This is a genomic window from Sphingomonas sp. H160509 (genome assembly GCF_024124765.2).
In the GTDB taxonomy this organism is placed as follows: Bacteria; Pseudomonadota; Alphaproteobacteria; order Sphingomonadales; family Sphingomonadaceae; genus Sphingomonas.
Genome location: NZ_JAMXSR020000002.1, coordinates 937,407 through 961,088, shown reverse-complemented (window position 1 = coordinate 961,088; position 23,682 = coordinate 937,407). Strand labels below are relative to the sequence as shown.

The 23,682-nt window shown below is 64.4% G+C and carries 16 protein-coding genes and 7 pseudogenes; 20 read left to right on the top strand and 3 right to left on the bottom strand.

The genetic code is table 11. The features are described from left to right. Positions 1 to 559: 559 nt before the first annotated feature. The 19 genes and pseudogenes from NHF48_RS06210 (at position 560) to NHF48_RS06120 (ending at position 18,897) form a co-directional block, all read left to right on the top strand. Positions 560 to 934: an NADH-quinone oxidoreductase subunit A gene (locus NHF48_RS06210; RefSeq protein WP_056048518.1), complete on the top strand. Its 375-nt coding sequence runs from the start codon at positions 560 to 562 to the stop codon at positions 932 to 934. Next, positions 925 to 1,473, top strand: a complete 549-nt coding sequence (locus NHF48_RS06205) for a NuoB/complex I 20 kDa subunit family protein (protein WP_446741112.1) — start codon at positions 925 to 927, stop codon at positions 1,471 to 1,473. The genes NHF48_RS06210 and NHF48_RS06205 overlap by 10 nt, the downstream gene beginning before the upstream one ends. Beyond that, positions 1,470 to 2,294 carry an NADH-quinone oxidoreductase subunit C gene (locus NHF48_RS06200; protein ID WP_253070587.1) on the top strand — a complete coding sequence of 275 codons (825 nt, stop codon included), beginning with the start codon at positions 1,470 to 1,472 and terminating at the stop codon, positions 2,292 to 2,294. Before NHF48_RS06205 ends, NHF48_RS06200 begins: the two co-directional genes overlap by 4 nt. A 20-nt stretch (positions 2,295 to 2,314) precedes the next feature. Further along, positions 2,315 to 3,526 (top strand): NADH-quinone oxidoreductase subunit D, encoded by a 1,212-nt coding sequence (locus NHF48_RS06195; protein ID WP_274705252.1) that lies wholly within the window; start codon positions 2,315 to 2,317, stop codon positions 3,524 to 3,526. After that, positions 3,523 to 3,765, top strand: coding sequence for a hypothetical protein (locus NHF48_RS06190; RefSeq protein ID WP_056482261.1), 243 nt, complete (start codon positions 3,523 to 3,525; stop codon positions 3,763 to 3,765). Before NHF48_RS06195 ends, NHF48_RS06190 begins: the two co-directional genes overlap by 4 nt. Then, positions 3,765 to 4,464, top strand: a pseudogene (locus NHF48_RS06185) (complex I 24 kDa subunit family protein). The gene NHF48_RS06190 and the pseudogene NHF48_RS06185 overlap by 1 nt, the downstream one beginning before the upstream one ends. Continuing rightward, positions 4,433 to 5,736: pseudogene (gene nuoF, locus NHF48_RS06180) on the top strand (NADH-quinone oxidoreductase subunit NuoF). Before NHF48_RS06185 ends, nuoF begins: the two co-directional pseudogenes overlap by 32 nt. Next, positions 5,736 to 7,731: pseudogene (nuoG, locus tag NHF48_RS06175) on the top strand (NADH-quinone oxidoreductase subunit NuoG). Before nuoF ends, nuoG begins: the two co-directional pseudogenes overlap by 1 nt. Next, the gene (gene nuoH, locus NHF48_RS06170) at positions 7,728 to 8,774 is read left to right on the top strand and encodes an NADH-quinone oxidoreductase subunit NuoH (protein ID WP_056058320.1); all 1,047 of its coding nucleotides are present in this window, start codon (positions 7,728 to 7,730) and stop codon (positions 8,772 to 8,774) included. The pseudogene nuoG and the gene nuoH overlap by 4 nt, the downstream one beginning before the upstream one ends. Beyond that, complete coding sequence (nuoI, locus tag NHF48_RS06165) at positions 8,771 to 9,256, top strand: NADH-quinone oxidoreductase subunit NuoI (RefSeq protein WP_031393837.1); 486 nt, start codon at positions 8,771 to 8,773, stop codon at positions 9,254 to 9,256. Before nuoH ends, nuoI begins: the two co-directional genes overlap by 4 nt. Positions 9,257 to 9,381: 125 nt before the next feature. Then, on the top strand, positions 9,382 to 9,993 hold the full coding sequence (locus NHF48_RS06160; RefSeq protein ID WP_056048540.1) for an NADH-quinone oxidoreductase subunit J: 612 nt from the start codon (positions 9,382 to 9,384) through the stop codon (positions 9,991 to 9,993). Next, the gene (nuoK, locus tag NHF48_RS06155) at positions 9,990 to 10,298 is read left to right on the top strand and encodes an NADH-quinone oxidoreductase subunit NuoK (RefSeq protein ID WP_082441002.1); all 309 of its coding nucleotides are present in this window, start codon (positions 9,990 to 9,992) and stop codon (positions 10,296 to 10,298) included. The genes NHF48_RS06160 and nuoK overlap by 4 nt, the downstream gene beginning before the upstream one ends. A gap of 5 nt (positions 10,299 to 10,303) precedes the next feature. Next, complete coding sequence (gene nuoL / locus NHF48_RS06150; protein ID WP_253070586.1) at positions 10,304 to 12,403, top strand: NADH-quinone oxidoreductase subunit L; 2,100 nt, start codon at positions 10,304 to 10,306, stop codon at positions 12,401 to 12,403. Beyond that, positions 12,403 to 13,939, top strand: a pseudogene (locus NHF48_RS06145) (NADH-quinone oxidoreductase subunit M). Before nuoL ends, NHF48_RS06145 begins: the two are co-directional and overlap by 1 nt. Then, positions 13,939 to 15,386, top strand: a pseudogene (nuoN, locus tag NHF48_RS06140) (NADH-quinone oxidoreductase subunit NuoN). The pseudogenes NHF48_RS06145 and nuoN overlap by 1 nt, the downstream one beginning before the upstream one ends. Before the next feature lie 2 nt (positions 15,387 to 15,388). Further along, the gene (locus NHF48_RS06135; protein WP_253072351.1) at positions 15,389 to 16,120 is read left to right on the top strand and encodes a biotin--[acetyl-CoA-carboxylase] ligase; all 732 of its coding nucleotides are present in this window, start codon (positions 15,389 to 15,391) and stop codon (positions 16,118 to 16,120) included. Positions 16,121 to 16,130: 10 nt separating this feature from the next. Continuing rightward, a pseudogene (locus NHF48_RS06130) lies at positions 16,131 to 16,909 on the top strand (type III pantothenate kinase). A 63-nt stretch (positions 16,910 to 16,972) separates the two neighbouring features. Then, a pseudogene (locus tag NHF48_RS06125) lies at positions 16,973 to 18,611 on the top strand (ribonuclease J). Between the two features lie 4 nt (positions 18,612 to 18,615). Next, positions 18,616 to 18,897, top strand: coding sequence for a DUF1467 family protein (locus NHF48_RS06120; RefSeq protein WP_093397299.1), 282 nt, complete (start codon positions 18,616 to 18,618; stop codon positions 18,895 to 18,897). 147 nt (positions 18,898 to 19,044) lie between these two features. On the opposite strand, the gene NHF48_RS06115 is transcribed toward NHF48_RS06120, so the two are convergent. The 3 genes from NHF48_RS06115 to NHF48_RS06105 all read right to left on the bottom strand — a co-directional run bounded on the left by NHF48_RS06115 (position 19,045) and on the right by NHF48_RS06105 (position 22,201). After that, complete coding sequence (locus tag NHF48_RS06115) at positions 19,045 to 19,824, bottom strand: SDR family oxidoreductase (protein WP_253070585.1); 780 nt, start codon at positions 19,822 to 19,824, stop codon at positions 19,045 to 19,047. A gap of 89 nt (positions 19,825 to 19,913) precedes the next feature. Continuing rightward, a complete protein-coding gene (locus NHF48_RS06110) occupies positions 19,914 to 20,063 on the bottom strand; it encodes a hypothetical protein (RefSeq protein ID WP_253070584.1) in 150 nt (49 codons plus the stop codon). Positions 20,064 to 20,122: 59 nt separating this feature from the next. Next, positions 20,123 to 22,201, bottom strand: coding sequence for a hypothetical protein (locus NHF48_RS06105; RefSeq protein ID WP_253070583.1), 2,079 nt, complete (start codon positions 22,199 to 22,201; stop codon positions 20,123 to 20,125). 347 nt (positions 22,202 to 22,548) lie between these two features. On the opposite strand from NHF48_RS06105, the gene NHF48_RS06100 reads away from it, so the two are divergent. Further along, a complete protein-coding gene (locus NHF48_RS06100; protein ID WP_263816753.1) occupies positions 22,549 to 23,664 on the top strand; it encodes a hypothetical protein in 1,116 nt (371 codons plus the stop codon). Positions 23,665 to 23,682 lie beyond the last annotated feature (18 nt).

Sequence of the window (23,682 nt, the reverse complement as noted above, 5' to 3'; positions counted from 1 at the left end):
ACCCAGGGTTTCAAGCGATAGCCTGGATGGCTCTGGATCCTGACTTTCGTCAGGATGACGCGCGCGGGGGAGGATCGTGAGGGCGGAGAGCAATCCGTCCACCCGGGTGAACGTGGTACTGCCACCCTATCCGTCACCCCAGCGAAAGCTGGGGTATCCCGTGATAGCCGGCGCGCTCGCCAACCATGATACCCCAGCTTTCGCTGGGGTGACGGGTAGGTGGGGGGCGGAGTGGGTTGCGGTGCGGACTTCATTCAAGTCCGTCATGCCGGGCTCGTTCCGGCATCCACCGTTCCGCAACCTCTCCCACCGTTGATTTGCGGCATCGTGGACTCCGGAACCAGTCCGGGGTGACGGACAGAGTTTGGCGATGTTGCGCTATTTGCAGCAGTCCCAGCTGTAGCCGGGCACAAAGTACAGCCGAGCACGCCGAGTAACGCATGTTTCCCACCACCCACGCCCCTCCACTTGCGAGTGATTCTCACACCCTCCACGCCTTGCCCATCACCACCCATCGGCCTAAAGCGGCCCCGTTCCGTTCGCACTTGCGAGAAGCAATTTGGTCGACCTGTCGCACTATCTTCCGATCCTCCTGTTCCTCGGGATCGCCATCGCATTGTCGAGCACGTTCGTGTTCCTGCCGATGGCCGTCTCGCGCCTCACGGGGTCACACAAGCCTACGCCTGAGAAGCTCAGCGAATACGAGTGCGGCTTTCCCGCATTCGAGGATCCGCGGAGCCAGTTCGACGTACGCTTCTACCTGATCGCCATCCTTTTCATCATCTTCGATCTTGAGGCCGCGTTCCTGTATCCCTGGGCCGTCTCGGTCTTCACGCTCGGCTGGACCGCGTGGATTTCGATGATGATCTTTATCGGCGAATTGGCCCTTGGCCTCGTCTACGCATGGAAGAAGGGAGCACTCGATTGGGAGTAGAGCTTCAGCCCGCGGGCGGCGCATCCAGTTCGCTGGTGCCACCCGACCAGGGCTTTTTCGACGGTTTGAACGGTGAACTGACGGACAAGGGTTTCCTCGTCACGTCGACCGAAGAGTTGTTCCAGTGGGCCCGTACCGGCTCGCTGTGGTGGATGACGTTCGGGCTCGCTTGCTGTGCGGTCGAGATGATCCACGTCAACATGCCGCGTTACGATCTGGAGCGCTTCGGCGCCGCACCGCGCGCGTCCCCGCGTCAGTCGGATGTGATGATTGTTGCCGGCACGCTGTGCAATAAGATGGCCCCTGCATTGCGCAAGGTCTACGACCAGATGTCGGAGCCGAAGTACGTGATCTCGATGGGATCGTGTGCGAACGGCGGCGGCTATTATCATTACAGCTACAGCGTCGTGCGTGGCTGCGATCGGATCGTGCCGGTCGACATCTACGTCCCCGGGTGCCCGCCGACGGCTGAGGCGCTGCTCTACGGCATCATGCAGTTGCAGCGGAAGATCCGGCGGTCCGGGAGCATCGAGCGTTGAGGGCTCCCGCACCAGCGTACACGTCGAACGACGGCGTGATCGACAGCGCCCGCGCGGCGCTCGGCGGCATGCTGCTCGACGCGGTCGATCATGTCGGTGAGGTCGCGCTGCACGTCCGTCGCGAAGACCTGTACGACGCGATGAGCGCGCTACGCGATACACCGGGGCTTGCCTACCAGCAGCTTATGGAGATCGCCGGCGTCGACTATCCGGATCGCGCGGAGCGGTTCGAGGTGGTGTATTGCATGTTGTCGCTGACGCGGAATCACCGTCTGCGCGTGCATGTCGCGACCGACGAGGAAAAGTCGGTGCCGTCGGTGACAGACATCTGGCCGGTCGCCGGCTGGCTCGAGCGCGAAGTGTACGACATGTACGGCGTGCTGTTCAGCGGCAATCCGGACCTGCGCCGCATCCTGACCGATTATGGCTTCCGCGGTCATCCGCAGCGGAAAGACTTCCCGCTGACCGGGTATGTCGAGCTACGCTACTCGGAAGAGTCGAAGCGCGTCGTGTACGAGCCGGTGCAGCTTGCGCAGGACTTCCGTACGTTCGATTTCATGAGCCCATGGGAGGGCACGAATTACGTGCTCCCCGGCGACGAGAAGGGCGCTTTGCCCCAGGCCAAGGGCGCGCAGACGCCGTTGTCGGCGGACACGATCGTCAAGGCCAATGCGGCGCAGTCGCCGACGCAGGCGCCGACCGAACCCAAGAGCACCGAGTCGACCGCGCAGACGGGCGCCGGCAAGTCGGAGTCCGATGCGACGCCGAAGCCTGCGAACCCCGACGTGGTCCCGACCAAGGGTGGAGGACAGAACCAGTGAGTCTGTATGTCGAAGAGCTTCTGGGCGAAGCGGACGCAGCCGATCCCACGACCGGCGACGTCACGATCCAGAACTACACGATCAACTTCGGTCCGCAGCATCCGGCCGCGCACGGCGTGTTGCGCCTCGTCATGGAACTCGACGGCGAGATCGTCGAACGCGTCGATCCGCATGTCGGCCTGCTCCACCGCGGCACCGAGAAGCTGATCGAGTACAAGACCTACACGCAGGCGCTGCCGTATTTCGATCGTCTCGATTACTGCTCGCCCCTGTGCATGGAGCACAGCTGGGTGCTGGCGGTCGAGAAGCTTCTCGACCTCGAAGTGCCCGAGCGCGCGCAGTATCTGCGGGTGTTCTTCGCCGAGCTGACGCGCATCTCGAACCACATGCTTAATCTGGGTTCGCACGTCATGGACGTCGGCGCGATGACGCCGAACCTGTGGCTGTTCGAAATCCGCGAAGACTGCATGAACTTTTTCGAGCGTGTCTCGGGCGCGCGCATGCATTCGAACTATTTTCGTCCAGGTGGCGTGCATCAGGATGCACCGCTCAAGCTGCTCGCCGACATCGGCGACTGGCTCGACACGCGCCTGCCGCGGCTGTTCGAGGATGCAATCTCGCTCGTCGCGGATAACCGCATCTTCAAGCAGCGCAACGTCGACATCGCCGTGGTCAGCCGCGACGACGCGATCAAGTGGGGCTTCTCCGGTCCGATGATCCGCGGTTCGGGCATCGCCTGGGATCTGCGCAAGTCGCAGCCCTATGACGCCTATGCCAAGATGGACTTCGAGGTGCCGGTCGGCACGCGCGGCGATTGCTATGACCGGTTCATGGTGCGCGTCGAGGAAGTGCGTCAGTCGGCGCGGATTATGAAGCAGTGCCTGCGCGACATGCCCGAGGGCCCGATCGCGTCGCTCGATCGCAAGGTCGTGCCGCCCAAGCGCGGTGAGATGAAGCAATCGATGGAAGCGCTGATCCATCACTTCAAGCTTTACACCGAGGGCTTCCACGTGCCTGCCGGCGACGTCTATGTGGCGACCGAAAGCCCCAAGGGCGAGTTCGGCGTGTATCTGGTCGCCGATGGCTCCAACAAGCCGTACCGCTGCAAGATCCGCCCCACCGCGTTCTCGCATCTGCAAGCGATGGACTTCATGGCGAAGGGCCACATGCTGGCGGATACGACCGCGATCCTCGGCGCGATGGATATCGTGTTCGGCGAGTGCGACCGATGACCCCCGCACAGAACGGCGCAGTCACCAACGAGCTGATCTATTCGGTTCTGCAGAAGATGCAGGGCGATATGTCCGAGATGAAATTCGACGTCCGCGATCTGAAGACGCGGATGACGATGGTCGAGGAGCATCTCGGCAGTTCGATCATCGCGATTTCCGGCGTCAATTCGCGGCTCGATCGGATGTCCGATCGTGTCGAGCGGATCGAACGCCGCCTAGAACTTACGGATCACGGCTGATGGCTGAAGCACCCAAAATTCCCGACGAGGCCGAGACTCGCGCACGCTGGGGTTCGTTCGCGTGGACGGACGAGAACCAGGTGAAAGCGAACGAGATCCTCGGACGCTATCCCAAGGGGGCGCGAGCAGTCTGCTTCGATCCCGTTGCTCGATCTGGCTCAGCGCCAGGTCGGTGCGGAAACGCAGACGCAGGGCTGGTTGCCGGTGCCGGTGATCGAGTTCGTCGCGCGTCAGATCAGCGTGCCGTACATGCGTGTGTATGAGGTCGTGACCTTCTACACGATGTTCAATCTGGCGCCGGTCGGTCGCTTCCATGTCCAGGTCTGCGGCACCACGCCGTGCATGCTGCGTGGGTCGGACGACGTTCTGGCCGCGTGCAAGAACCGCGGGCTGGTCAAGGGCGGCACGACACCGGACGGCATGTTCACGCTGACCGAGGTCGAGTGCTTGGGCACGTGCGCGAACGCGCCGATGGTGCAGATCAACGACGATAACTTCGAAGACCTCGATTACGACAAGACGACCGAGATACTGGAGGCGCTGGCCAATGGCGGGCACCCGACGCCGGGTCCGCAATTCGGTCGTCGCGCAAGCTGCCCCGAAGGCGGCCCGACCTCGCTGAAGGCGATGGTCGACGCGAACCACGATTACCGGGGGAGTGGGCCTGATGCTCGCCGACAAGGACCGCATCTTCACTAACGTCTACGGCTTCCAGCCGTGGGCCATCGACGCGGCGATCATGCGCGGCGATTGGGACAATACCAAGGACTTGATGGCGCTCGGCCAGGACGCGATCATCGACGTGATGAAGGCGTCTGGTCTGCGTGGCCGTGGCGGTGCGGGCTTCCCGACCGGCACCAAATGGTCGTTCATGCCGAAGGAGCCGAAGCCCGATCGGCCGAATTTCCCTCGTCATCAACGCCGATGAATCCGGAGCCCGGCAGCTGCAAGGATCGCGAGATCATCCGCCACGATCCGCACAAGCTGATCGAAGGCGCGCTGATCGCCGGGTTCGCGATGCGTGCACGTGCGGCGTACATCTACATCCGCGGCGAATATATCCGCGAGGCCGAGACGCTGTTCGCAGCCGTCACAGAGGCATATGACCGCGGCTTCATCGGCAAGAATGCGTGCGGGTCGGGCTACGACTTCGACGTGTTCGTGCATCGTGGTGCCGGCGCGTACATCTGCGGCGAAGAGACCGCGATGTTGGAGAGCCTCGAGGGCAAGAAGGGCCAGCCGCGGCTGAAGCCACCTTTCCCGGCAGGGGCCGGTCTTTATGGCTGCCCGACGACGGTCAACAACGTCGAATCGATCGCGGTTGCGCCGACGATCCTGCGGCGTGGCGCGGCGTGGTTCTCCAGCTTCGGCGCGGAGAACAACCGCGGCACGAAGCTGTTCCAGATCAGCGGCCATGTGAACAAGCCGTGCGTGGTCGAGGAGGAGATGAGCATCTCGTTCCGCGACCTGATCGAGACGCATTGCGGCGGTATCCGTGGCGGCTGGGATAATCTGCTCGCGGTGATCCCCGGTGGCTCTTCGGTGCCGCTCGTGCCTGCCGCGCAGATCATGGACTGCGCGATGGACTTCGATGGCCTGAAGGCGGTCGGCTCGGGCCTCGGCACCGCGGCGATCATCGTCATGGACAAGTCGACCGACATCGTCCGCGCGATCAGCCGCATCTCGTACTTCTACAAGCATGAGAGCTGTGGCCAGTGCACGCCGTGCCGCGAGGGCACCGGCTGGATGTGGCGCGTGATGGAGCGGATGCGCACCGGCGACGCCGAGCTGTCCGAGATCGACATGCTCCAGCAGGTCACCAAGCAGGTCGAGGGTCACTCGATCTGCGCGCTCGGCGACGCAGCCGCATGGCCGATCCAGGGCCTGATCAAGCATTTCCGCCCCGAGATGGAGCGCCGTATCCGTGAGCGCGGTGGCGACACCGCGCCGATGATGGAAGCCGCAGAGTAATGCCCTTAGTCAAAGTCGATGGCGTAGAGATCGAGGTGCCCCAGGGCGCCACCGTGCTGCAGGCGTGCGAGCTTGCCGGCAAGGAGATCCCGCGTTTCTGTTATCATGAGCGGCTGAGCATCGCCGGCAATTGCCGGATGTGCCTGGTCGAGGTGAAGCCTGGTCCGCCCAAGCCACAGGCGTCGTGCGCGCTGCCGGCGGCGGACAAGCAGGAGATCTTCACCAACTCGCCGATGGTGAAGAATGCCCGCGAGGGCATCATGGAATTCCTGCTGATCAACCACCCGCTCGATTGCCCGATCTGCGATCAGGGCGGCGAGTGCGATCTTCAGGACCAGTCGGTCGCGTACGGTCGCGGTCATTCGCGCTATGACGAGAACAAGCGAGCGGTCACCGAGAAGTATATGGGTCCGATCGTCAAGACGGTCATGACCCGCTGCATCCAGTGCACGCGCTGCATCCGGTTCGCCGAGGAAGTGTCCGGCGTCGAGGAGATCGGTGCGATCTTCCGCGGCGAGGACATGCAGATCACTTCGTATCTGGAGAATGCGGTCAAGAGCGAGCTCTCCGGCAACGTCGTCGATCTGTGCCCGGTCGGCGCGCTGACGTCGAAGCCGTATGCGTTCGAGGCGCGTCCTTGGGAATTGCGCAAGACGCTCACTATCGACGTGATGGACGCGGTCGGCACCAACATCCGGCTCGACAGCCGTGGTCGTCAGGTGCTGCGTTGTGTACCGCGGATCAACGAGGACGTGAACGAGGAATGGGCGACCGACAAGACGCGCCACGCGATCGACGGCCTCGTGCGTCGCCGTCTCGACAAGCCTTATGTCCGCGTGAACGGCAAGCTCCAGCCCGCTACCTGGGACGAGGCTTTCGCGGCGATCAAGGCGGTCAACGCCGGGTCGAGCGTTGCGGCTGTCGCTGGCGATCTGGTCGATTGCGAGACGATGTACGCGGCCAAGGCGCTGCTCGCGAAGATGGGTTCGAGCTTGCTCGAAGGCCGTCAGACCGGCATGGATTATGACGCGACGAGCATCGCCGCGGTCAATTTCAACACGACGATCGCCGGCACCGAGCGCGCCGATGCGATCCTGCTGGTGGGTACCAACCTGCGCTGGGAAGCGCCGCTGGTGAACACGCGGGTGCGGAAAGCGATCAAGAAGGGCGCGAAGGTCTTCGCGATCGGGCCGGAGACGGACCTGACGTACAAGGTCGAGTGGCTCGGCGACGATCTGGCGTTGCTCGGCAATCTGCCCGAGGCGGTAACCGAGGCGTTCGGCAAGGCCGAGCGTCCGATGGTTATCGTCGGTGGCGGCGCGCTGAAGGGTGGCCATGCGGCTGCGCTGAAGCTGGTCGATACGCTTGGTCTCGTGAAGGCGGACTGGAACGGCTTCAACGTCGTCCACATGGCGGCTTCGCGGATGGGCGGGCTCATGCTCGGTTATGCGCAGAAGGGCGGAATCGCCGACGTGATGGGGGGCGAAGCTCGGCTTCTTCCTCGGCGCGGACGAGGTCGACTATTCGAAGTTCGCTGGCTTCAAGGTGTTCGTGGGCCATCACGGCGACAAGGGTGCGGCGGCTGCCGACGTCATCCTGCCGGGTGTCACCTATGCCGAGAAGTCGGGCACGTGGGTCAATCTCGAGGGCCGCGTACAGCGCGGCGAGCGCGCGGTTTTCGCACCGGGCGACGCGCGTGACGACTGGTCGATCTTCCGCGCGCTGTCCGATACGCTCGGCCACACGCTGCCGTTCGACAGCTTCGAGGGGCTGCGCGAGGAAATGTACGCGGACGTCCCTGCACTGCGTCATCAGGCGCTCGCGCCGTTCGAGTGGAACCCGCCTTCGCTCAACGGTGCAGCTGAGGGCGTCCTTGCCGGCTATCCGATCAAGGACTTCTACCTGACCAACGCAATCTGCCGTGCGTCGCCGACGATGCAGCGCTGCTCGGCCGAACTTCTCCACGGGGAAGACTACGCGGAGGCAGCCGAATGATCTCTTGGTTCGAATCCTCGCTCGGTTACGACTGGGCGTTCTTCCTCGCGACGATCATCGACATCCTCGTGATCGCACTGCCGCTGATGCTGGCGGTGGCGATGATCATCTATGCCGACCGCAAGATCTGGGCGGCGATGGCGCTGCGTCGCGGTCCCAACGTCGTCGGTCCGTTTGGTCTGTTGCAGAGCTTTGCCGACGGCCTGAAGGTGTTCCTGCAGGAGACGATCGTCCCCGCAGCCGCCAACCGGACGCTGTTCCTGCTGGCACCGATCATCACCTTCACGGTCGCGCTGATCGTCTGGGCGGTGGTGCCGTTCGGGGTCGGCGTCGTGCTTGCGGACATCAACGTCGGGCTGCTCTACGTGCTCGCGGCCTCGTCGCTCGGCGTCTACGGGATCATCCTGTCGGGTTGGGCGTCGAACTCGAAATACCCGTTCTATTCGGCGCTTCGTGCAGCCGCGCAGATGGTGTCGTATGAGGTCGCGATCGGCTTCATCCTGATTTCGGTCGTGCTGTGGACCGGCAGCTTCAACCTGTCGGCGATCGTGATGGCGCAGAAGTCGCACGTCTGGTTCTTCAACGGGTACATCCTGAACCCGCTGATGTTCCCGATGGCGGTGATGTTCTTCATCTCGTCGCTGGCCGAGACGCAGCGCGCACCGTTCGATCTGACCGAGGCGGAGAGCGAGCTCGTCGCCGGGTACCAGACCGAATATTCGTCGATGTCGTTCGCGCTGTTCTGGCTCGGCGAGTACGCCAACGTGCTGCTGATGTGCGCGCTCAACGCGACGCTGTTCTGGGGCGGGTGGCTGCCCCCGGTCGACTGGGCGCCGCTGTACTACGTGCCGGGGATCATCTGGCTGTTCGCCAAGATCCTGTTCTTCTTTTTCCTGTTCAGCTGGGTGAAGGCGACTGTGCCGCGTTATCGCTACGATCAGCTGATGCGGCTCGGCTGGAAGGTCTTCCTTCCCGTCTCGCTGTTCTGGGTTTTCCTCGTGTCGGGCTATCTCATGCTGACGCGCGTTGGAGTGGGTTCATGAGCGTCGCTCAGATCATCAAGTCGTTTACCCTGTGGGAATTCGTGAAGGCGCACGCGTTGACGCTTCGCTATTTCTTCAAGGAAAAGGCGACGATCAATTATCCGTACGAGCGTAACCCGGTGTCGCCGCGGTTCCGTGGCGAGCATGCGTTGCGTCGCTATCCGAACGGCGAAGAGCGCTGCATCGCGTGCAAGCTGTGCGAGGCGGTGTGTCCTGCGCAGGCGATCACGATCGAAGCCGAGCCGCGTGACGACGGTTCGCGCCGTACGACGCGCTACGACATCGACATGACCAAGTGCATTTACTGCGGCCTGTGTGCCGAGGCGTGCCCGGTCGATGCGATCGTCGAGGGTCCGAACTACGAATTTTCGACCGAGACGCGCGAAGAGCTGATCTACGACAAGTCGAAGCTGCTCGATAATGGCGACCGATGGGAAAGCGCGATCGCGGCGAACCTTGCCGCCGATGCGCCGTACCGTTAAGCGAGCGCCGCGATGACACAGATTAACTCCGTCGTCCCAGCGCAGGCTGGGATCTCGCGCCGCACGGGCGCACCCACCAACGTGAAGACCCCAGCGTTCGCTGGGGCGACGGGGAGGGTGATCGCGTGATCCAGGCCTTGGCTTTTTACCTCTTCGCCTTTGTCGTCGTCCTGTCGGGCGCGCTGACGATCGCGTCGCGTAACCCGGTCCATTCGGTGATGTGGCTGATCCTCGCGTTCTTCAACGCGGCCGGCCTCATGATCCTTGTCGGTGCCGAGTTCATCGCGATGCTGCTCGTCATCGTCTATGTCGGTGCGGTCGCGGTGCTGTTCCTGTTCGTGGTCATGATGCTCGATATCGACTTCACCGAACTGCGTGCAGGCGTCGCCCGGTATTTCGGGATTGGCCTCGCGCTCGCCGTCGCACTCGCCGCCGAGGTGATGATCGCGATCGGCGCCTGGAGCACGGGTCCGATCCAGCTCGCACGTCGTGCCGCGCCGATCGACGATACCGTGCCCAACATCCAGGCGATCGGTAACCTGCTCTACACGCGCTATCTGTTCGTGTTCGAAGGTGCCGGCCTGGTGCTGCTGGTCGCGATGATCGGGGCGATCGTGCTGACCCATCGCCAGCGTGGCGGCGTCAAGGCGCAGAACATCAGCCGCCAGAACGCGCGCCGTCCGCAGGACGCCACGCGCAACACGAGCCCGGTCGTCGGGCAGGGAGTCGAACTGTGACGATCGGTCTCGTCCATTATCTGGTCGTCGCGGCGATCCTGTTCACGATGGGGGTGCTCGGCATCTTCCTGAACCGCAAGAACCTCATCGTCATCCTAATGGCGATCGAGCTGATCCTGCTGGCGGTGAACATCAATCTCGTCGCGTTCTCGGCGTTCCTCCACGATCTCGTCGGACAGGTGTTCGCGATGTTCGTGCTGACGGTCGCCGCGGGTGAAGCCGCGATCGGCCTCGCCATTCTCGTGATCTATTTCCGCGGTCGCGGCACCATCGCGGTCGACGACGTCAACCGGATGAAGGGGTAATACGGTTGATCCAGCTTATCGTCTTCCTGCCGTTACTGGCCGCGATCGTTGCCGGGTTCGGCAATCGCGCGATCGGCAACGTGCCGGCGAAACTCGTCACCACGGCTGCGCTGTTCGCATCGTGCCTGTTGTCCTGGCCGATTTTCATCGGCTTCCTTTCGGGCACCAGCACGGCCACCGTCGCGCCGCTGCTCGACTTCATCCACTCGGGCGACATGAACGTCGCGTGGTCGTTGCGCGTCGATGCGCTGACCGCGGTGATGCTCGTGGTCGTGACGTCGGTATCGGCGCTCGTGCACCTGTATAGCTGGGGCTATATGGACGAGGATCCCGACCAGCCGCGGTTCTTCGCGTATCTGTCGCTGTTCACCTTCGCGATGCTGATGCTCGTGACCGCGAACAATCTCGTCCAGATGTTCTTCGGCTGGGAAGGCGTGGGCCTCGCGTCCTACCTCCTGATCGGGTTCTGGTTCCGCAAGCCGTCGGCAAGTGCAGCCGCGATCAAGGCGTTCGTCGTCAACCGCGTCGGCGATCTTGGGTTCATGCTCGGAATCTTCGGCACCTTCCTGGTGTTCGGCACGGTCTCGATCCCCGAGATCCTCGCCGCGGCCCCCGGCATGGCGGGCTCGACGCTTGGCTTCCTCGGCTACCGTTTCGACACGATGACCGTGCTCTGCCTGCTGCTGTTCGTCGGTGCGATGGGCAAGTCGGCACAGCTCGGCCTGCACACCTGGTTGCCCGACGCGATGGAAGGCCCGACCCCGGTGTCGGCGCTGATCCACGCGGCGACGATGGTCACCGCCGGCGTGTTCATGGTCTGCCGCCTGTCGCCGATGTTCGAGATGAGCCCGGTCGCGCTGACCGTCGTCACCTCGGTCGGTGCCGCGACCTGCCTGTTCGCCGCCACCTGCGGCCTCGTGCAGACCGACATCAAGCGCGTGATCGCGTATTCGACCTGTTCGCAGCTCGGCTACATGTTCTTCGCGGCCGGTGTCGGCGCGTACGGCGCGGCGATGTTCCACCTCTTCACGCACGCGTTCTTCAAGGCGCTGCTGTTCCTTGGCGCCGGCTCGGTCATCCATGCGATGCACCACGAGCAGGACATGCGGTACTATGGCGGCCTGCGTAAGAAGATCCCGGTGACGTTCTGGGCGATGATGGCGGGTACGCTCGCGATCACCGGCGTCGGTATCCCCGGTATCTTCGGCAACACGGCGATCGGGTTTGCAGGCTTCCATTCGAAGGATGCGATCATCGAGGCGAGCTGGGCTGCGGGCCAGCCGGGCGTGTGGTTCGTCGGCGTGCTCGTCGCGTTGCTGACCAGCTTCTATTCGTGGCGCGTGATGTTCCTGACCTTCTGGGGCAAGCCGCGCTGGGCCGCATCGGAGCACATCCAGCATGCGCTCCATGACGCGCATGGCCATGACCACGGTGATGCGCATCGTGTCGACGATCATCATGCGAACCCGGCTCAGGCCGAGGACGCAGGCCACGCGCCGCACGATCATCACGACGCAGCGCATGCGCCGGCCGAAGGCGATGGTGGGTATCACCCGCACGAGAGCCCGCTGCCGATGCTGATCCCGCTGATCGTCCTGTCGATCGGTGCTGTTCTCGCCGGCTTCGTGTTCCACGGCTTCTTCATCGAACCGACCGCAGGCGAGGAGTTCTGGAAGGGCGCACTCGCGTTCCGCGAACATCTGATGCACGAGATGCACGGCGTCCCGTTGCTGATCAAACTGTCGGCGACGATCGCGATGCTGCTCGGCCTGCTGACCGCCTGGTACGCCTATATCAAGGCACCCACGTTCCCGGCCAAGGTCGTCGAACAATTCGGCGTGCTCTACGACTTTCTGCTGCATAAGTGGTATTTTGACGAGCTGTACGACCTGATCTTTGTTCGCCCGGCGTTCGCGATCGGCCGCTTCCTGTGGCATCGCGGTGACGAGAAGACGATCAACCGGTTCGGGCCCGACGGCGCGACCTGGGTCGTCCAGATCGGTAGCCGCGTGGCCAACCGCTTCCAGACGGGATACCTCTACACCTATGCCTTCGTCATGCTGATCGGGCTGACCGCAGCCGTAACCTGGGCGATCGGACTGTAATGACCGGCTTTCCTATCCTTTCCGTCCTGATCGCGGTCCCGATGATCGCGGCTGTCGTGTGCCTGTTCGTCTCGGCGAACACGGCGCGGATGCTGGCGCTGGCGGCAACGCTGATCGACTTCGTTCTCGGCATCATGCTGTGGATGAACTACGATATCGGCGGCGCGCAGTGGCAGTTCGTCGAGCATGCCCCCCGGCATTTTCGGCCCGTTCGGCTGGTCTCTCGGCATCGACGGCTTCGCGCTGATGCTGATCATGCTCAGCGTGTTCCTGATGCCGATCTGCATCGGTGCCAGCTGGCGCTCGATCACGACCCGCGTGCCGGAATACATGGCGGCGTTCCTGTTCACCGAAGTGCTGATGATCGGCACGTTCGCGGCGCAGGACCTGTTCCTGTTCTACGTGTTCTTCGAAGCCGGCCTGATCCCGATGTACCTGATCATCGGCATCTGGGGCGGTGCGAACCGGATCTACGCGTCGTACAAGTTCTTCCTGTACACGCTGCTCGGCTCGGTCCTGATGTTCATCGCGATGCTGTACATGGCGAAGACTGCGGGCACGACCAGCATCCCGGCGCTGATGAACTACGACTTCCCCGCGCACGTCCAGACGTGGCTGTGGCTGGCGTTCTTCGCGTCGTTCGCAGTCAAGATGCCGATGTGGCCGGTCCACACCTGGTTGCCCGACGCGCACGTCCAGGCGCCGACCGCAGGCTCGGTCATCCTGGCGGGCGTGCTGCTGAAGCTTGGCGGATACGGCTTCCTGCGCTTCCTGCTGCCGATGTTCCCCGAAGCCTCGGGCCAGCTGACCTGGCTGATCTTCGGCCTGTCGGCGGTCGCGGTGATCTACACGTCGCTTGTCGCGCTCGTTCAGTCGGACATGAAGAAGCTGATCGCCTATTCGTCGGTCGCGCACATGGCGATCGTCACGATCGGGCTCTTTGCCTTCAACCGGCAGGGCATCGAAGGCGCGATGATCATGATGCTGAGCCACGGCCTGGTATCGGGTGCGTTGTTCTTGTGCGTCGGTGTGATCTACGACCAGCTCCATACCCGCGAGATCTCGCGCTATGGCGGCCTCGCGATCAACATGCCGAAGTATGCGATCTTCTTCCTGTTCTTCACGATGGCGTCGATCGGCCTGCCAGGCACCAGCGGCTTCGTCGCCGAGTTCCTGTCGCTGATGGGCACGTATCAGGTCTCGACCTGGACTGCGCTGCTCTGCACGACGAGCATCATCCTCGGCGCCGCTTACATGCTATTCCTGTACCGTCGCGTCGTGTTCGGCGAGATCAAGTCGGACGACGTCCGTGCGATGGTCGACCTGTCGGGCCGCGAGATGTGGCTGCTCGCACCGATCGCAGCCGTCGTGCTGTGGATGGGCGTGTATCCCGAGAGCTTCCTGGCACCGATGCGCAAGGACGTGGGCGTGCTTCTCGCTCGTGTCGACCGCGCCAAGCCGGCCAGCGATTCCAACCCAACTGCGGGGAAGCCCGCCGCAACCGTCCATAGTGCCGCGCACGGGGAGGCACACTGATGGATTACGCCGCTAACATCGCAATGACGCTGCCCGAACTGGTGCTGGCGTTGGGTGCGATCGCCCTGATGCTCGTCTCGGCCTGGGGCGGGGACAAGTCCACGCGTGCCGTCTCGATTGCCGCCGTGTTCGTCCTCGTTGGGGCAGGGATCGCATTGGTCGGTCCGGCGTCGTCGGGCGGCTATGCGTTCGATGGACTGTACCGCGCAGACGCGTTCGGCGCGTTCGCCAAGGTGCTGATCTACATCGCCTCGGCGGTCGCGATCGTGATGGCGCCGCGCTTCTTCGCCCGCACGCACGGCGACGATCTGCGTCCGGAATATCCGGTGCTGATCCTGCTGTCGGCCTGCGGCATGGGCATCATGGTCTCGGCCACCGACATGCTGACGCTGTATGTCGGTCTCGAGCTCCAGAGCCTTGCAGCCTATGTCCTCGCCAGCTTCATGCGGCGCGACGGGCGTTCGGCGGAAGCGGGCCTGAAGTATTTCGTGCTCGGCGCCCTCGCCAGCGGCATCCTGCTGTACGGCATCTCGCTGGTTTACGGGTTCAGCGGCACGACGTTGTTCTCGGGTATCTCGGAAGCCTATGCGGGCACCAAGTCGCTCGGCCTGCTGTTCGGTCTGGTGTTTGTGTTCGCAGGGCTCGCCTTCAAGATCAGCGCCGTGCCGTTCCATATGTGGACGCCCGACGTGTACGAGGGGCGCACCGACCCCGGTCACCGCGTTCTTCGCATCCGCCCCGAAGGTCGCGGCGCTAGCGCTCAGCGTCCGCGTGGCGGTCGATGCGATGGGCCCGGCGACCGACCAGTGGCGCCAGATCGTGATCTTCGCGGCACTCGCCTCGATCATCCTCGGTGCGGTCGCGGCGATCGGCCAGACCAACATCAAGCGGCTGCTCGCTTACTCGTCGATCAACAACGTCGGCTTCGCGCTGATCGGTCTTGCTGCCGGGACGCCGGAAGGCGTGTCGGGCGTGCTGATGTACCTGACGATCTACGTCGCGATGACGCTGGGGTCTTTCCTGGTGGTGTTGCAGATGCGCGGTGACGACGGCCAGCCGGTCGAGACGATCGACAGCCTCGCCGGCATGTCACGGACGCGGCCTGCCTTGGCGGCGGCGCTTGCGATTTTCATGTTCAGCCTCGCCGGCATCCCGCCGCTGTTCGGCTTCTACGCGAAGTTCGCGGTGTTCAGCGCAGCGGTCGACGCCGGGCTGTTCCCGCTGGCAGTAGTCGGCATCGCCGCCTCCGTGATCGGCGCGTATTATTACCTGCGCGTGGTCAAGACGATGTACTTCGACGATCCGGCCCCCGCGTTTGCGCCGATGGAGAGCAAGGTCGAGGGTGGCCTGATCGCTGTCGCCGCCGTGTTCGTGTCGCCAGCCGGCTACCTCCCTCATCCCCGTGCTCGGCGCGTGGACGATGGCGGCCGCACGGGCGTTGTTCTGAGCATCATCCGCACCGTCGCGGAAACAGGATCGACCAACGCCGACCTGCTGGAGCTTGCACGCGGCGGTGCCGAGGACGGTCTTTGGCTGCGCGCTGTCCGGCAGACGGCGGGGCGGGGGCGGCTCGGGCGCGAATGGTCGTCGCCCGAGGGTAACCTCTACGCGAGCACGTTGGTCCGGTTGCGGCCGAACGATCCGCCGGCTGCCAGCCTCGCGCTGGTTGCCGCAGTTGCCTTGCAGGAAACCGTGTCGACGTTCCTCGTCGCCGGGATCTGCCAGGGCACGACCGACGCGAGCGAGACGCTGGTCCTGAAATGGCCGAACGACCTGTTGCTCGCGGACGCCAAGCTATCGGGTATCCTGCTCGAACGCGCCGACAATGCAGTGATCGTCGGCTATGGCGTCAATATCGCGCATCATCCGGATCTGCCCGACCGTGCGACGACCGATCTCGCCGCGCACGGCGTGCTGATCGATCCGGCGATGTTCCTCGACATCCTCGCGGACAGTTTCGCGCGCTGGATCGGCCGCTGGCGGACCGAGGGTGTCGCACCGGTTCGCGAGCGCTGGGTCGATTGCGCCCACCCTGCCGGGACCGCGCTGACCGCTCGCCTCCCCGACGGCAGCGGGATCGACGGCCTGTTCGTCGGGCTCGACAGCGACGGCGCGCTGATCCTCCGCTTGGCGTCTGGCGAGCGTCGTGTCATTCACGCTGCCGACGTCTTCCTGCTTTGAGGCCCCGCTGATGCTGCTCGCGATCGATGCCGGCAATACCAATGTCGTGTTCGCGCTTGTCGAGAGCGGCGAGATCATTGCGCGCTGGCGGATCGCGACCGACCCGCGGCGCACGGCGGACGAGTATGCGGTGTGGCTGAGCCAGTTGATGCAGCTTGGCGGGCATGATCGTACTGCGGTCGAGGGGCGTCATCGTCGCCACCGTCGTCCCGCGCGCGCTCCACAATCTGCAGGTACTCGCGTCGAAATACTTCAACACCGACGCGCTGATCGCCGGCCATGCGCCGGTCGAATGGGGCATCGCAATCGACGTCGACGAGCCGGCTTCGCTTGGCGCCGATCGTGCGGTCAACACGATCGCCGCGCATGCGCTGCATCCGGGCGACTTGATCGTCATCGATTTCGGCACCGCGACCACGTTCGACGTCGTCGACTATAGCGGCGCGTACAAGGGCGGGATCATCGCGCCCGGGATCAACCTGTCGCTCGACGCGCTCGTGACCGCCGCCGCGAAACTGCCGCGGATCGCGATCGAGGCGCCAACGGATACCAGCGTCATCGGGCTCAACACCGTCTCGCAGATGCACATCGGCATTTATTGGGGCTATGTCGCGATGATCGAGGGGGCTGGTCGCGCGGATGAAACGCGAGATCGGCCGTCCCGTTAAGGTCGTCGCCACTGGCGGCCTCGCCACATTATTCGAGAAACAGACCGACGTGTTCGACGTCATCGAAGCCGACCTGACGATCCAGGGGCTGGCGATGATGTGGGATCGTCACCATATCTAGGGCCATTGGGCTCGCGCCGACCGGCCTGCGGGCCATATTCCTGTATAATCCTGAAAGTAATCAATGACTCCGAAGAACGAACTCCTTTTCTGTGGCCTTGGCGGCTCCGGCGAAATCGGCATGAACGTCAACCTGTACGGCTGTCAGGGCAAGTGGGTGATGGTCGATCTCGGCATCACCTTCGCCGACCCGCAATATCCCGGTGTCGACGTCATCCTGCCAGACCTGTCCTTTATCGAGGACCGGATCGACGATCTGCTCGGCATCGTCATCACGCACGGTCATGAAGATCATATCGGCTCGCTGCCGTATCTCGCCGAAGACCTCGGCGTGCCGATCTACGCGACGCCGTTCACGATGGGCCTGATCCGCGGCAAGCTCGAGGAAGAGGGCATCGCCAACCGCGTGAAGCTCAAGATGATCCCGATGGGTGGCAATTTCCAGCTCGGGCCGTTTGGCTTCACCTTCGTCGAGATGTCGCATTCGATCCCGGAAGCTAACGCGCTGCTGATCGACACGCCTTATGGTCGCGTGTTCCACACCGGCGACTGGAAGCTCGACAAGAACCCGGTGATCGGCAATCCGACCACGCCCGAGGGCTTCATGGCGATCGGCGACAAGGGCGTCGACGTCCTCGTCTGCGATCTCGACCAACATCTTCAACGCCACCGCGTCGGGTAGCGAAAGCACCGTGCGGAAAGGTCTGTTCGAGGAGGTCAGCAAGGCCAAGGGCCGCGTGATGATCACCAGCTTCGCGTCGAACGCCGCGCGGCTGCACACGTTCGGCGAAGTCGCGAAGGAAACCGGGCGCAAGCTGTGCGTGACCGGGCGTTCGCTCGACCGGATCATCAAGGTGGCGCGCGCGACGGGCTATCTGAAGGACTTCCCCGACACGATCAGCCCCGACGAAGCGATGCGCCTGCCCAAGAACAAGGTGCTGATTATCGCCACCGGTGGCCAGGGTGAAGAGCGCGCGGCGCTGGCGCGTGTCGCCAATGGCCAGCACACGATCACGCTCGACGCCGACGACACGGTGATCTTCTCGTCGAAGCAGATCCCGGGCAACGAGGTGCAGATCGGTCGCATCCAGAACACGCTGGCGGCCAAGGGCATCCGCATGATCACCGAGCGCCAGGCGCACGTCCATGTCTCAGGCCATCCGGGTCAGCCGGAACTCGCGCAGATGTACGACTGGCTGCGGCCGGAGGTGCTCGTGCCGACGCATGGCGAGATGCGCCACATGATGGAGCATGCGCGCTTCGGTCTCGAGCAGGGCATTCCGCGCGCGATAGTGCAGAGCAATGGCGACATCATCCGTTTGGCGCCCAAGGGCCCGGCGAAGATCGGCAATGCGACGGTCGGGCGTCTCGTGCTCGACGGCGACGTGATCCTGCCGGCGGACGGCGCGACGCTGAGCGAGCGGCGGAAGCTGGCGATCAACGGCCAGATTTCGGTTGGTGTCGCGCTCGGCAAGGACGGCCGGATGGTTGGCCAGCCGCAGGTCCGCGTGCAGGGCGTGCCGGTCGAGGAAGATCGCGCGGCGTTCATTACCGATGCGGTCCAGGCGGCCGCGGACACGGTACGTGGTGGCAAGCGCGAGAGCGAGAAGATGCGCGAGCAGATCCGTCTCGCGGTGCGCAAGGTCGCCAAGCGCTGGACCGGCAAGCAGCCGATCGTCGACGTCCTGCTGATCGAGGGCTGACCCGATGCGCTGGACCTCGGCACTCGCGATCTACGTCCTGTTCTGGTCGTTCTCGGTGTTCCTGGTCCTGCCGTTCGGCGTGAAGACGACGCGCGAGGTCGGGGGCGAGCACGTCCCCGGCCAGGCGGAAAGCGCGCCGCATGAGTTTCGTTCGGGGCGAACGGCGTGGCGGGTGACGGTCGTGGCGACGGTATTGTTCGTGCTGTTCCAGCTGAATTATTCGTACGGGTGGATCACGCCGCAGTCGGTCGATCTGTTCGACCGCGGGAATATGGTCACGCGCTGAGGGGCCTTAACGATCCTCCCCCGCTGGGGGAGGTGGCTGGCCTTGGCCAGACGGAGGGGGGAGGCATGCGCCAAACTTTCTTCCGTGTCCTCCCCCTCCGTCACCTCGGTGACACCTCCCCCTTACGGGGGTGGATCGTAAGGGGCGTTACCCCGGTGACGCGGCAGAGCCCGCCAGCAAACCGCCATCGATGTTGATCTCCGTCCCCGTAATATACGTCGCCTCGTCCGACGCGAGCATGACCGCGACCGCGGCAACCTCGTCCGGCATCCCGAACCGCTTCAACGGCGTATCCGCCACCAGCGCCGCCATCCGCGCCTCCCGGTCCGCACCATCCCCGAGCATCGGCTCCCAGATCGGCGTCAGGATCGCCGCGGGATGCACCGAGTTGCAGCGGATCTTCCACCCCTGCTGCGCGCAGTACAGCGCCACCGTCTTGCTGTGATTGCGGACCGCCGCCTTTGAGGAAGCATAGGCCGCGGCAAGCGGGATGCCGACAAGCCCGGATCTCGACGAGATGTTGATGATCGAGCCCGTGCCCGCCGTTTTCATCGCACCGATCGCATAGCGGCAGCCGAGGAACGTGCCGTCGAGGTTGACCGCATGGACCGCGCGCCAACCCGACAAGGTTGCATGCTCGGGATCATGCGCGACCATGCCTTGCTCGAAACCCGTTACGCCCGCATTGTTCACGAGCACGTCGACCACCGGAACGATCTCCGCCAAGCGCTGCCAATCCGTCTCTTCGCGGACGTCGAGCCTTTCGAACCGGCAGTCTATCGCCGCCGCAGTCTCGGCGCCGGCGGCTTCATCGATGTCGGTGAGGATGACGATGGCGCCATCGTCATGGAAGCGCTCGGCGATCACGCGGCCGATGCCACGTGCTGCGCCGGTTATGACGCAGATCTTGGTGTTCAGTCTGGGCATGTGAGCCTCGAAATATGAGTCCGGTGGCGGATTGGTCCGCTGGCTAGGGCCGCGTTAGCGGGGGCGCTGGACCATTTCGGGAGCTTCGTTCAGCGTAGGCGTTCGATCGCTTGTGCCAGTGCGACGTACAGCTTGCCCATGTCGGATGACAGCAACGTCACGCCGAGCGGCGAGCCGTCGCGTTGCGTCAGGATCGTGCGGAGCATTGCTTCGAAGTCGTGGATGTAGCGGTTGACCATCTCGCGGAAGGTCTCGTCCTCGTCGTACAGACCGGCGATCTCGCGGACTTCGCTGGCGTCTAGGATACGGACTGCACGTCGCGTGAAGACACCGCGATCGCCCTTGAGATATGCGCCCCAGGCGCTGTCGGAGATTTCGGGGGGCGATCGCCTTGGTAATGTCGATCGACGCTGAATTGAGCGATCTCGATCAGCAGAGAGACGCGGCGCGCGAAGGTGTCCTGGTCTGCATCCTCGCGCTCGGTTCGCGCTTCCTGGAGCCGCGTTTCGACGATCGCGGTCTGGTCGACGATCGCCTGGACTTCGCGCGCGAGGCGTTCGGTCGCGCCGGTGGCGGCGTCGACTGCGGCGCCGGTGGCATCGGTAAGCGCCTTGACCTGCCGTTCGACGGTGTCGTTGGTCGCGCGGCGCATGGCGTCGGCGCTGGCGGCTTCGAGTGCGGCTGCGGCTTCGGGAATGACCTTCGACAGCGTCTCGCGCGCCTTGTCGGCGGCGACCGCGGCGGTCTCGCGCACGCGGTGGAGCGCCTCGATCAACTGCGGCGCGGCGTCTTCGGCGAAATGCTGCGTCCGGCCGATCGCCTCGTCGACCATGTGACCGAGCGCATCGGCCTTCGCGCGGCCGGTGTTGAGCGTGTTGAGCAGGTCGGTCGAGAGCGTGTCGAGCACATGGCGCTGTTCGCCGATCACCCCGGCGATCGCCTCGATCGCGTCGTGCGTGCTCTCCGCGGCAGTGACGAGCGCGAGCAGTTCGGGGCGTGCCGAAACGACGATGCTCTTGCTGGCGAGGACCTGCGTATCGAGGCGGCCGAGTGCGGCTGGCATCGTTTCGTCGATCTCGCGCGCGGCAGAGTCGAGGGCGACGAGCAGTGTTTCGGTCGTCGCGATCGTCCGATGCGCCATGTCGTCGCCGGCCCGCAGCGCTTCGGTCATCGCGTCGGCGGAGCCACCGAGCGCGCTGATCGATACCGCGAGATCCTGGGTGCGCTCGGTGCCGTGGCGGTGGAGCAATTCGATCCGTGCCTCGACTTCGCCGAGCCCGGTGTGGAGATCGTCGACGATCCGGTCGCCCGCGCTGCGTTGCAGGTCGAGGCGGATCGCGACGCGTTCGATCGCGTCCTCGACGCTGGCGATCCGCTTGGCGAGCGCTTCGGCGCTGTCGCGAGCGGCGCTGTCGAGTGCGGCCTGGTTCGCGCCGACCATCGCCAGCATCGCGTCACCCTGCGCGGCGATGCCGCGACGCGACAGGTCGACCGCGTCTGCGGTGCGGTTGAGCAGCGCGTCGACTGCTGCGGACATGCCGTCGGTGACAGATTCGAGATGCGCGCCGGCGGTCTGGCTGGTCGCCTCCATCCGGACAATGTGCGCGGCGAGGCGCTGTGCAGCACCGCTGGCCATCGCGTCGGCGTCGCGGCCGCGTTCGGCCAGCGCGACGATCTGCGCGTCGAGGGCAGCGGCATGTTCGCTCGCTGACAGGCCTGTGCGTTCGAGGCGCTTGGCGACGTCGTCGATATCCGCCTGCGCGCGGGGGAGGGTGGCGATCAGGACGCCGAGGCTCGTCTGCGCGCCGGCGGTCGAGGTGGCGAGGTTGCGCGCATGGGCTGCAGCCTGATCGATTTCGGAGACCATGCCGCGACCGATCGCTGCGAGTTGCTCGGTTGCGCCGCCGCCCATCGCCATCAACGCGTTCAATTGTTCGGCGAGTTGCTGGCGGTTGGCGTCGATCGTGTTCGACAGGGCGGCGACGGTCCGCTCGAGGCTGGCGGCCTCGTCGCGCATCGCCTGCGCGGTGATGCCGAACCGGTGCGCCTCGCTACGGCTGGTGCGCATCGCGAGCAGCCAGACGATGCCGATCAGCGCGGGGACGACGCAGAGCGCAGCGACGAACTGGACTAAGGCAACCGGCTCGATGGTCGCGAGCGAACCGCGCGCGAGCCACAGCATCGCAGCCAGCCAGATAACCACCACGGTGACCGCGACACCCACGTAAAGGTGTCCGCGGTCCGGCGCAGGCTCTTGATAAACCTCGTCGAAGCCCGTTTCTGTGACGGTGTCGGACATGTTTTCTATCACCGGATCCATCACGATATCCGCGCGAATGGGATGGGCATTGCCTGCCGACGCGCGAAACCCGATCATTGACGAACCCCCCGTTCATGAACTGCGGAAGTATCATGAATTGCAGCGGGACAAAACGGATGATGCGATCTTCGCGCGTTCATCCGTCCGGTAAGCAGGGCGGCACGGCGTACGATCCGGCGACCATAAGGTCGGCGACCCTTGATCGACGGAACGCGCGAGAATTCGAGTATCGATCGGGGTGCGGTTTCGTGCCTGTAACGCCGAACCGAGCCTTGGCGCAGGGCGGTTCGGCCGAACGCGGGCTTTGCAGGACGGCGCGTACCGCCTAACAGCCTGCGATGCTTGCCGGCCTATTATTTGCAATTCATGACGCCGACGATCGCCCCGATCGTCTTGCTGCGACCTTGCCCTTCAGCGGCGTGACGTTAATCGAGTATCAGGCGCGGTTGCTGATCGCCGCCGGCGTTTCGCAGATCATCATCGTGGTCGCGCGCATGACCCCCGAATTGCTCGGGGCGATCAACCGTATCGGACGACGCGGCGTGAGCGTCGATACGGTACGATCCGCAATGGAAGCTGGCGAGAAACTTCACCCGCTGGCACCGGTGCTCATGCTCGGCGACGGGCTCGTCACCACCGATGCGATCGTCAAGGCGATGGCGATCGAAGACGGCGATTGCCTGCTCGTCGTGCCCGAAAGCGATGCGGGGCCGGGGTTCGAGCGTGTCGGCGGGCAGATGGCGTGGGCCGGCGTCGCTCGGCTGAGTTCGAGCCGGATCGCCGAAGTCGCGGGCTTGCCGCAGGATTACGATCTCCAGTCGTCGCTGTTGCGGTTCGCAGTGCAATCGCGCGCGACGCACGTACTGTTGCCGACCGATGCGGTGCGCGGTGGGCACGGGATCGAGCGTCAGGCGCGGACGCTGGAAGAGCGCGGGCGCGCGGTACTGATGACGATCGTGTCGGGGCGGCGGGGCTGGTTCGATCGCTTCGTTCTTGCACCGATCGCGCGGCTCGCGTTGCCGCTGCTGGTCGATCGTGGTGCGGCGGGCACCACGGTTGGAGCCGCTGGCGCGGCGCTGGGCGTGGCCGGATTGGTGACGATCGGCTTCGGGCTGCCGTCGATCGGTCTGGTATTGTCCCTCGTCGGATGCATAGCCTTGGCACTCGGCTCGGTGCTCAGCGGACTGCGCGACGATGCGCCGATGGCCCGTGGGCAGACCCTGGCGATCGGCGGCGTGGCGGCGGCATCGATCCTGGTCTTCGCGTTTTTCGTCAGCGGCTATGCGGGGAACAACACTGCATTGGCGATCGGTACCGCGCTCGTCGCGATGGGCGCGCTGGCCGAACGCGCCATCCTCGAGCGCGAACGGCAGATGTGGTGGGGAAGTCCGGCGGCCTATCTGCTGATCGTCGCGCTGTTCGCGATCCTGGGGTTCCCGGTGTTCGGGCTCGGCCTGACCGCGGCGTATGCGACCGCGACGCTGGCGGTCGTCATCGAGCGACTTCGCCGTACGCCTTAGGCGGACCTTAACGTCCGG

What these genes read in the sequence shown, in the direction of transcription:
- NHF48_RS06190 (WP_056482261.1), top strand. Translation starts at nt 3,523, where the DNA reads ATGACCCCCGCACAGAACGGCGCAGTCACCAACGAGCTGATCTATTCG.
- nuoH (WP_056058320.1), top strand. Translation starts at nt 7,728, where the DNA reads ATGATCTCTTGGTTCGAATCCTCGCTCGGTTACGACTGGGCGTTCTTC.
- nuoI (WP_031393837.1), top strand. Translation starts at nt 8,771, where the DNA reads ATGAGCGTCGCTCAGATCATCAAGTCGTTTACCCTGTGGGAATTCGTG.
- NHF48_RS06120 (WP_093397299.1), top strand. Translation starts at nt 18,616, where the DNA reads ATGCGCTGGACCTCGGCACTCGCGATCTACGTCCTGTTCTGGTCGTTC.
- NHF48_RS06115 (WP_253070585.1), bottom strand. Translation starts at nt 19,824, where the DNA reads ATGCCCAGACTGAACACCAAGATCTGCGTCATAACCGGCGCAGCACGT.
- NHF48_RS06110 (WP_253070584.1), bottom strand. Translation starts at nt 20,063, where the DNA reads ATGGTCAACCGCTACATCCACGACTTCGAAGCAATGCTCCGCACGATC.
- NHF48_RS06105 (WP_253070583.1), bottom strand. Translation starts at nt 22,201, where the DNA reads ATGATCGGGTTTCGCGCGTCGGCAGGCAATGCCCATCCCATTCGCGCG.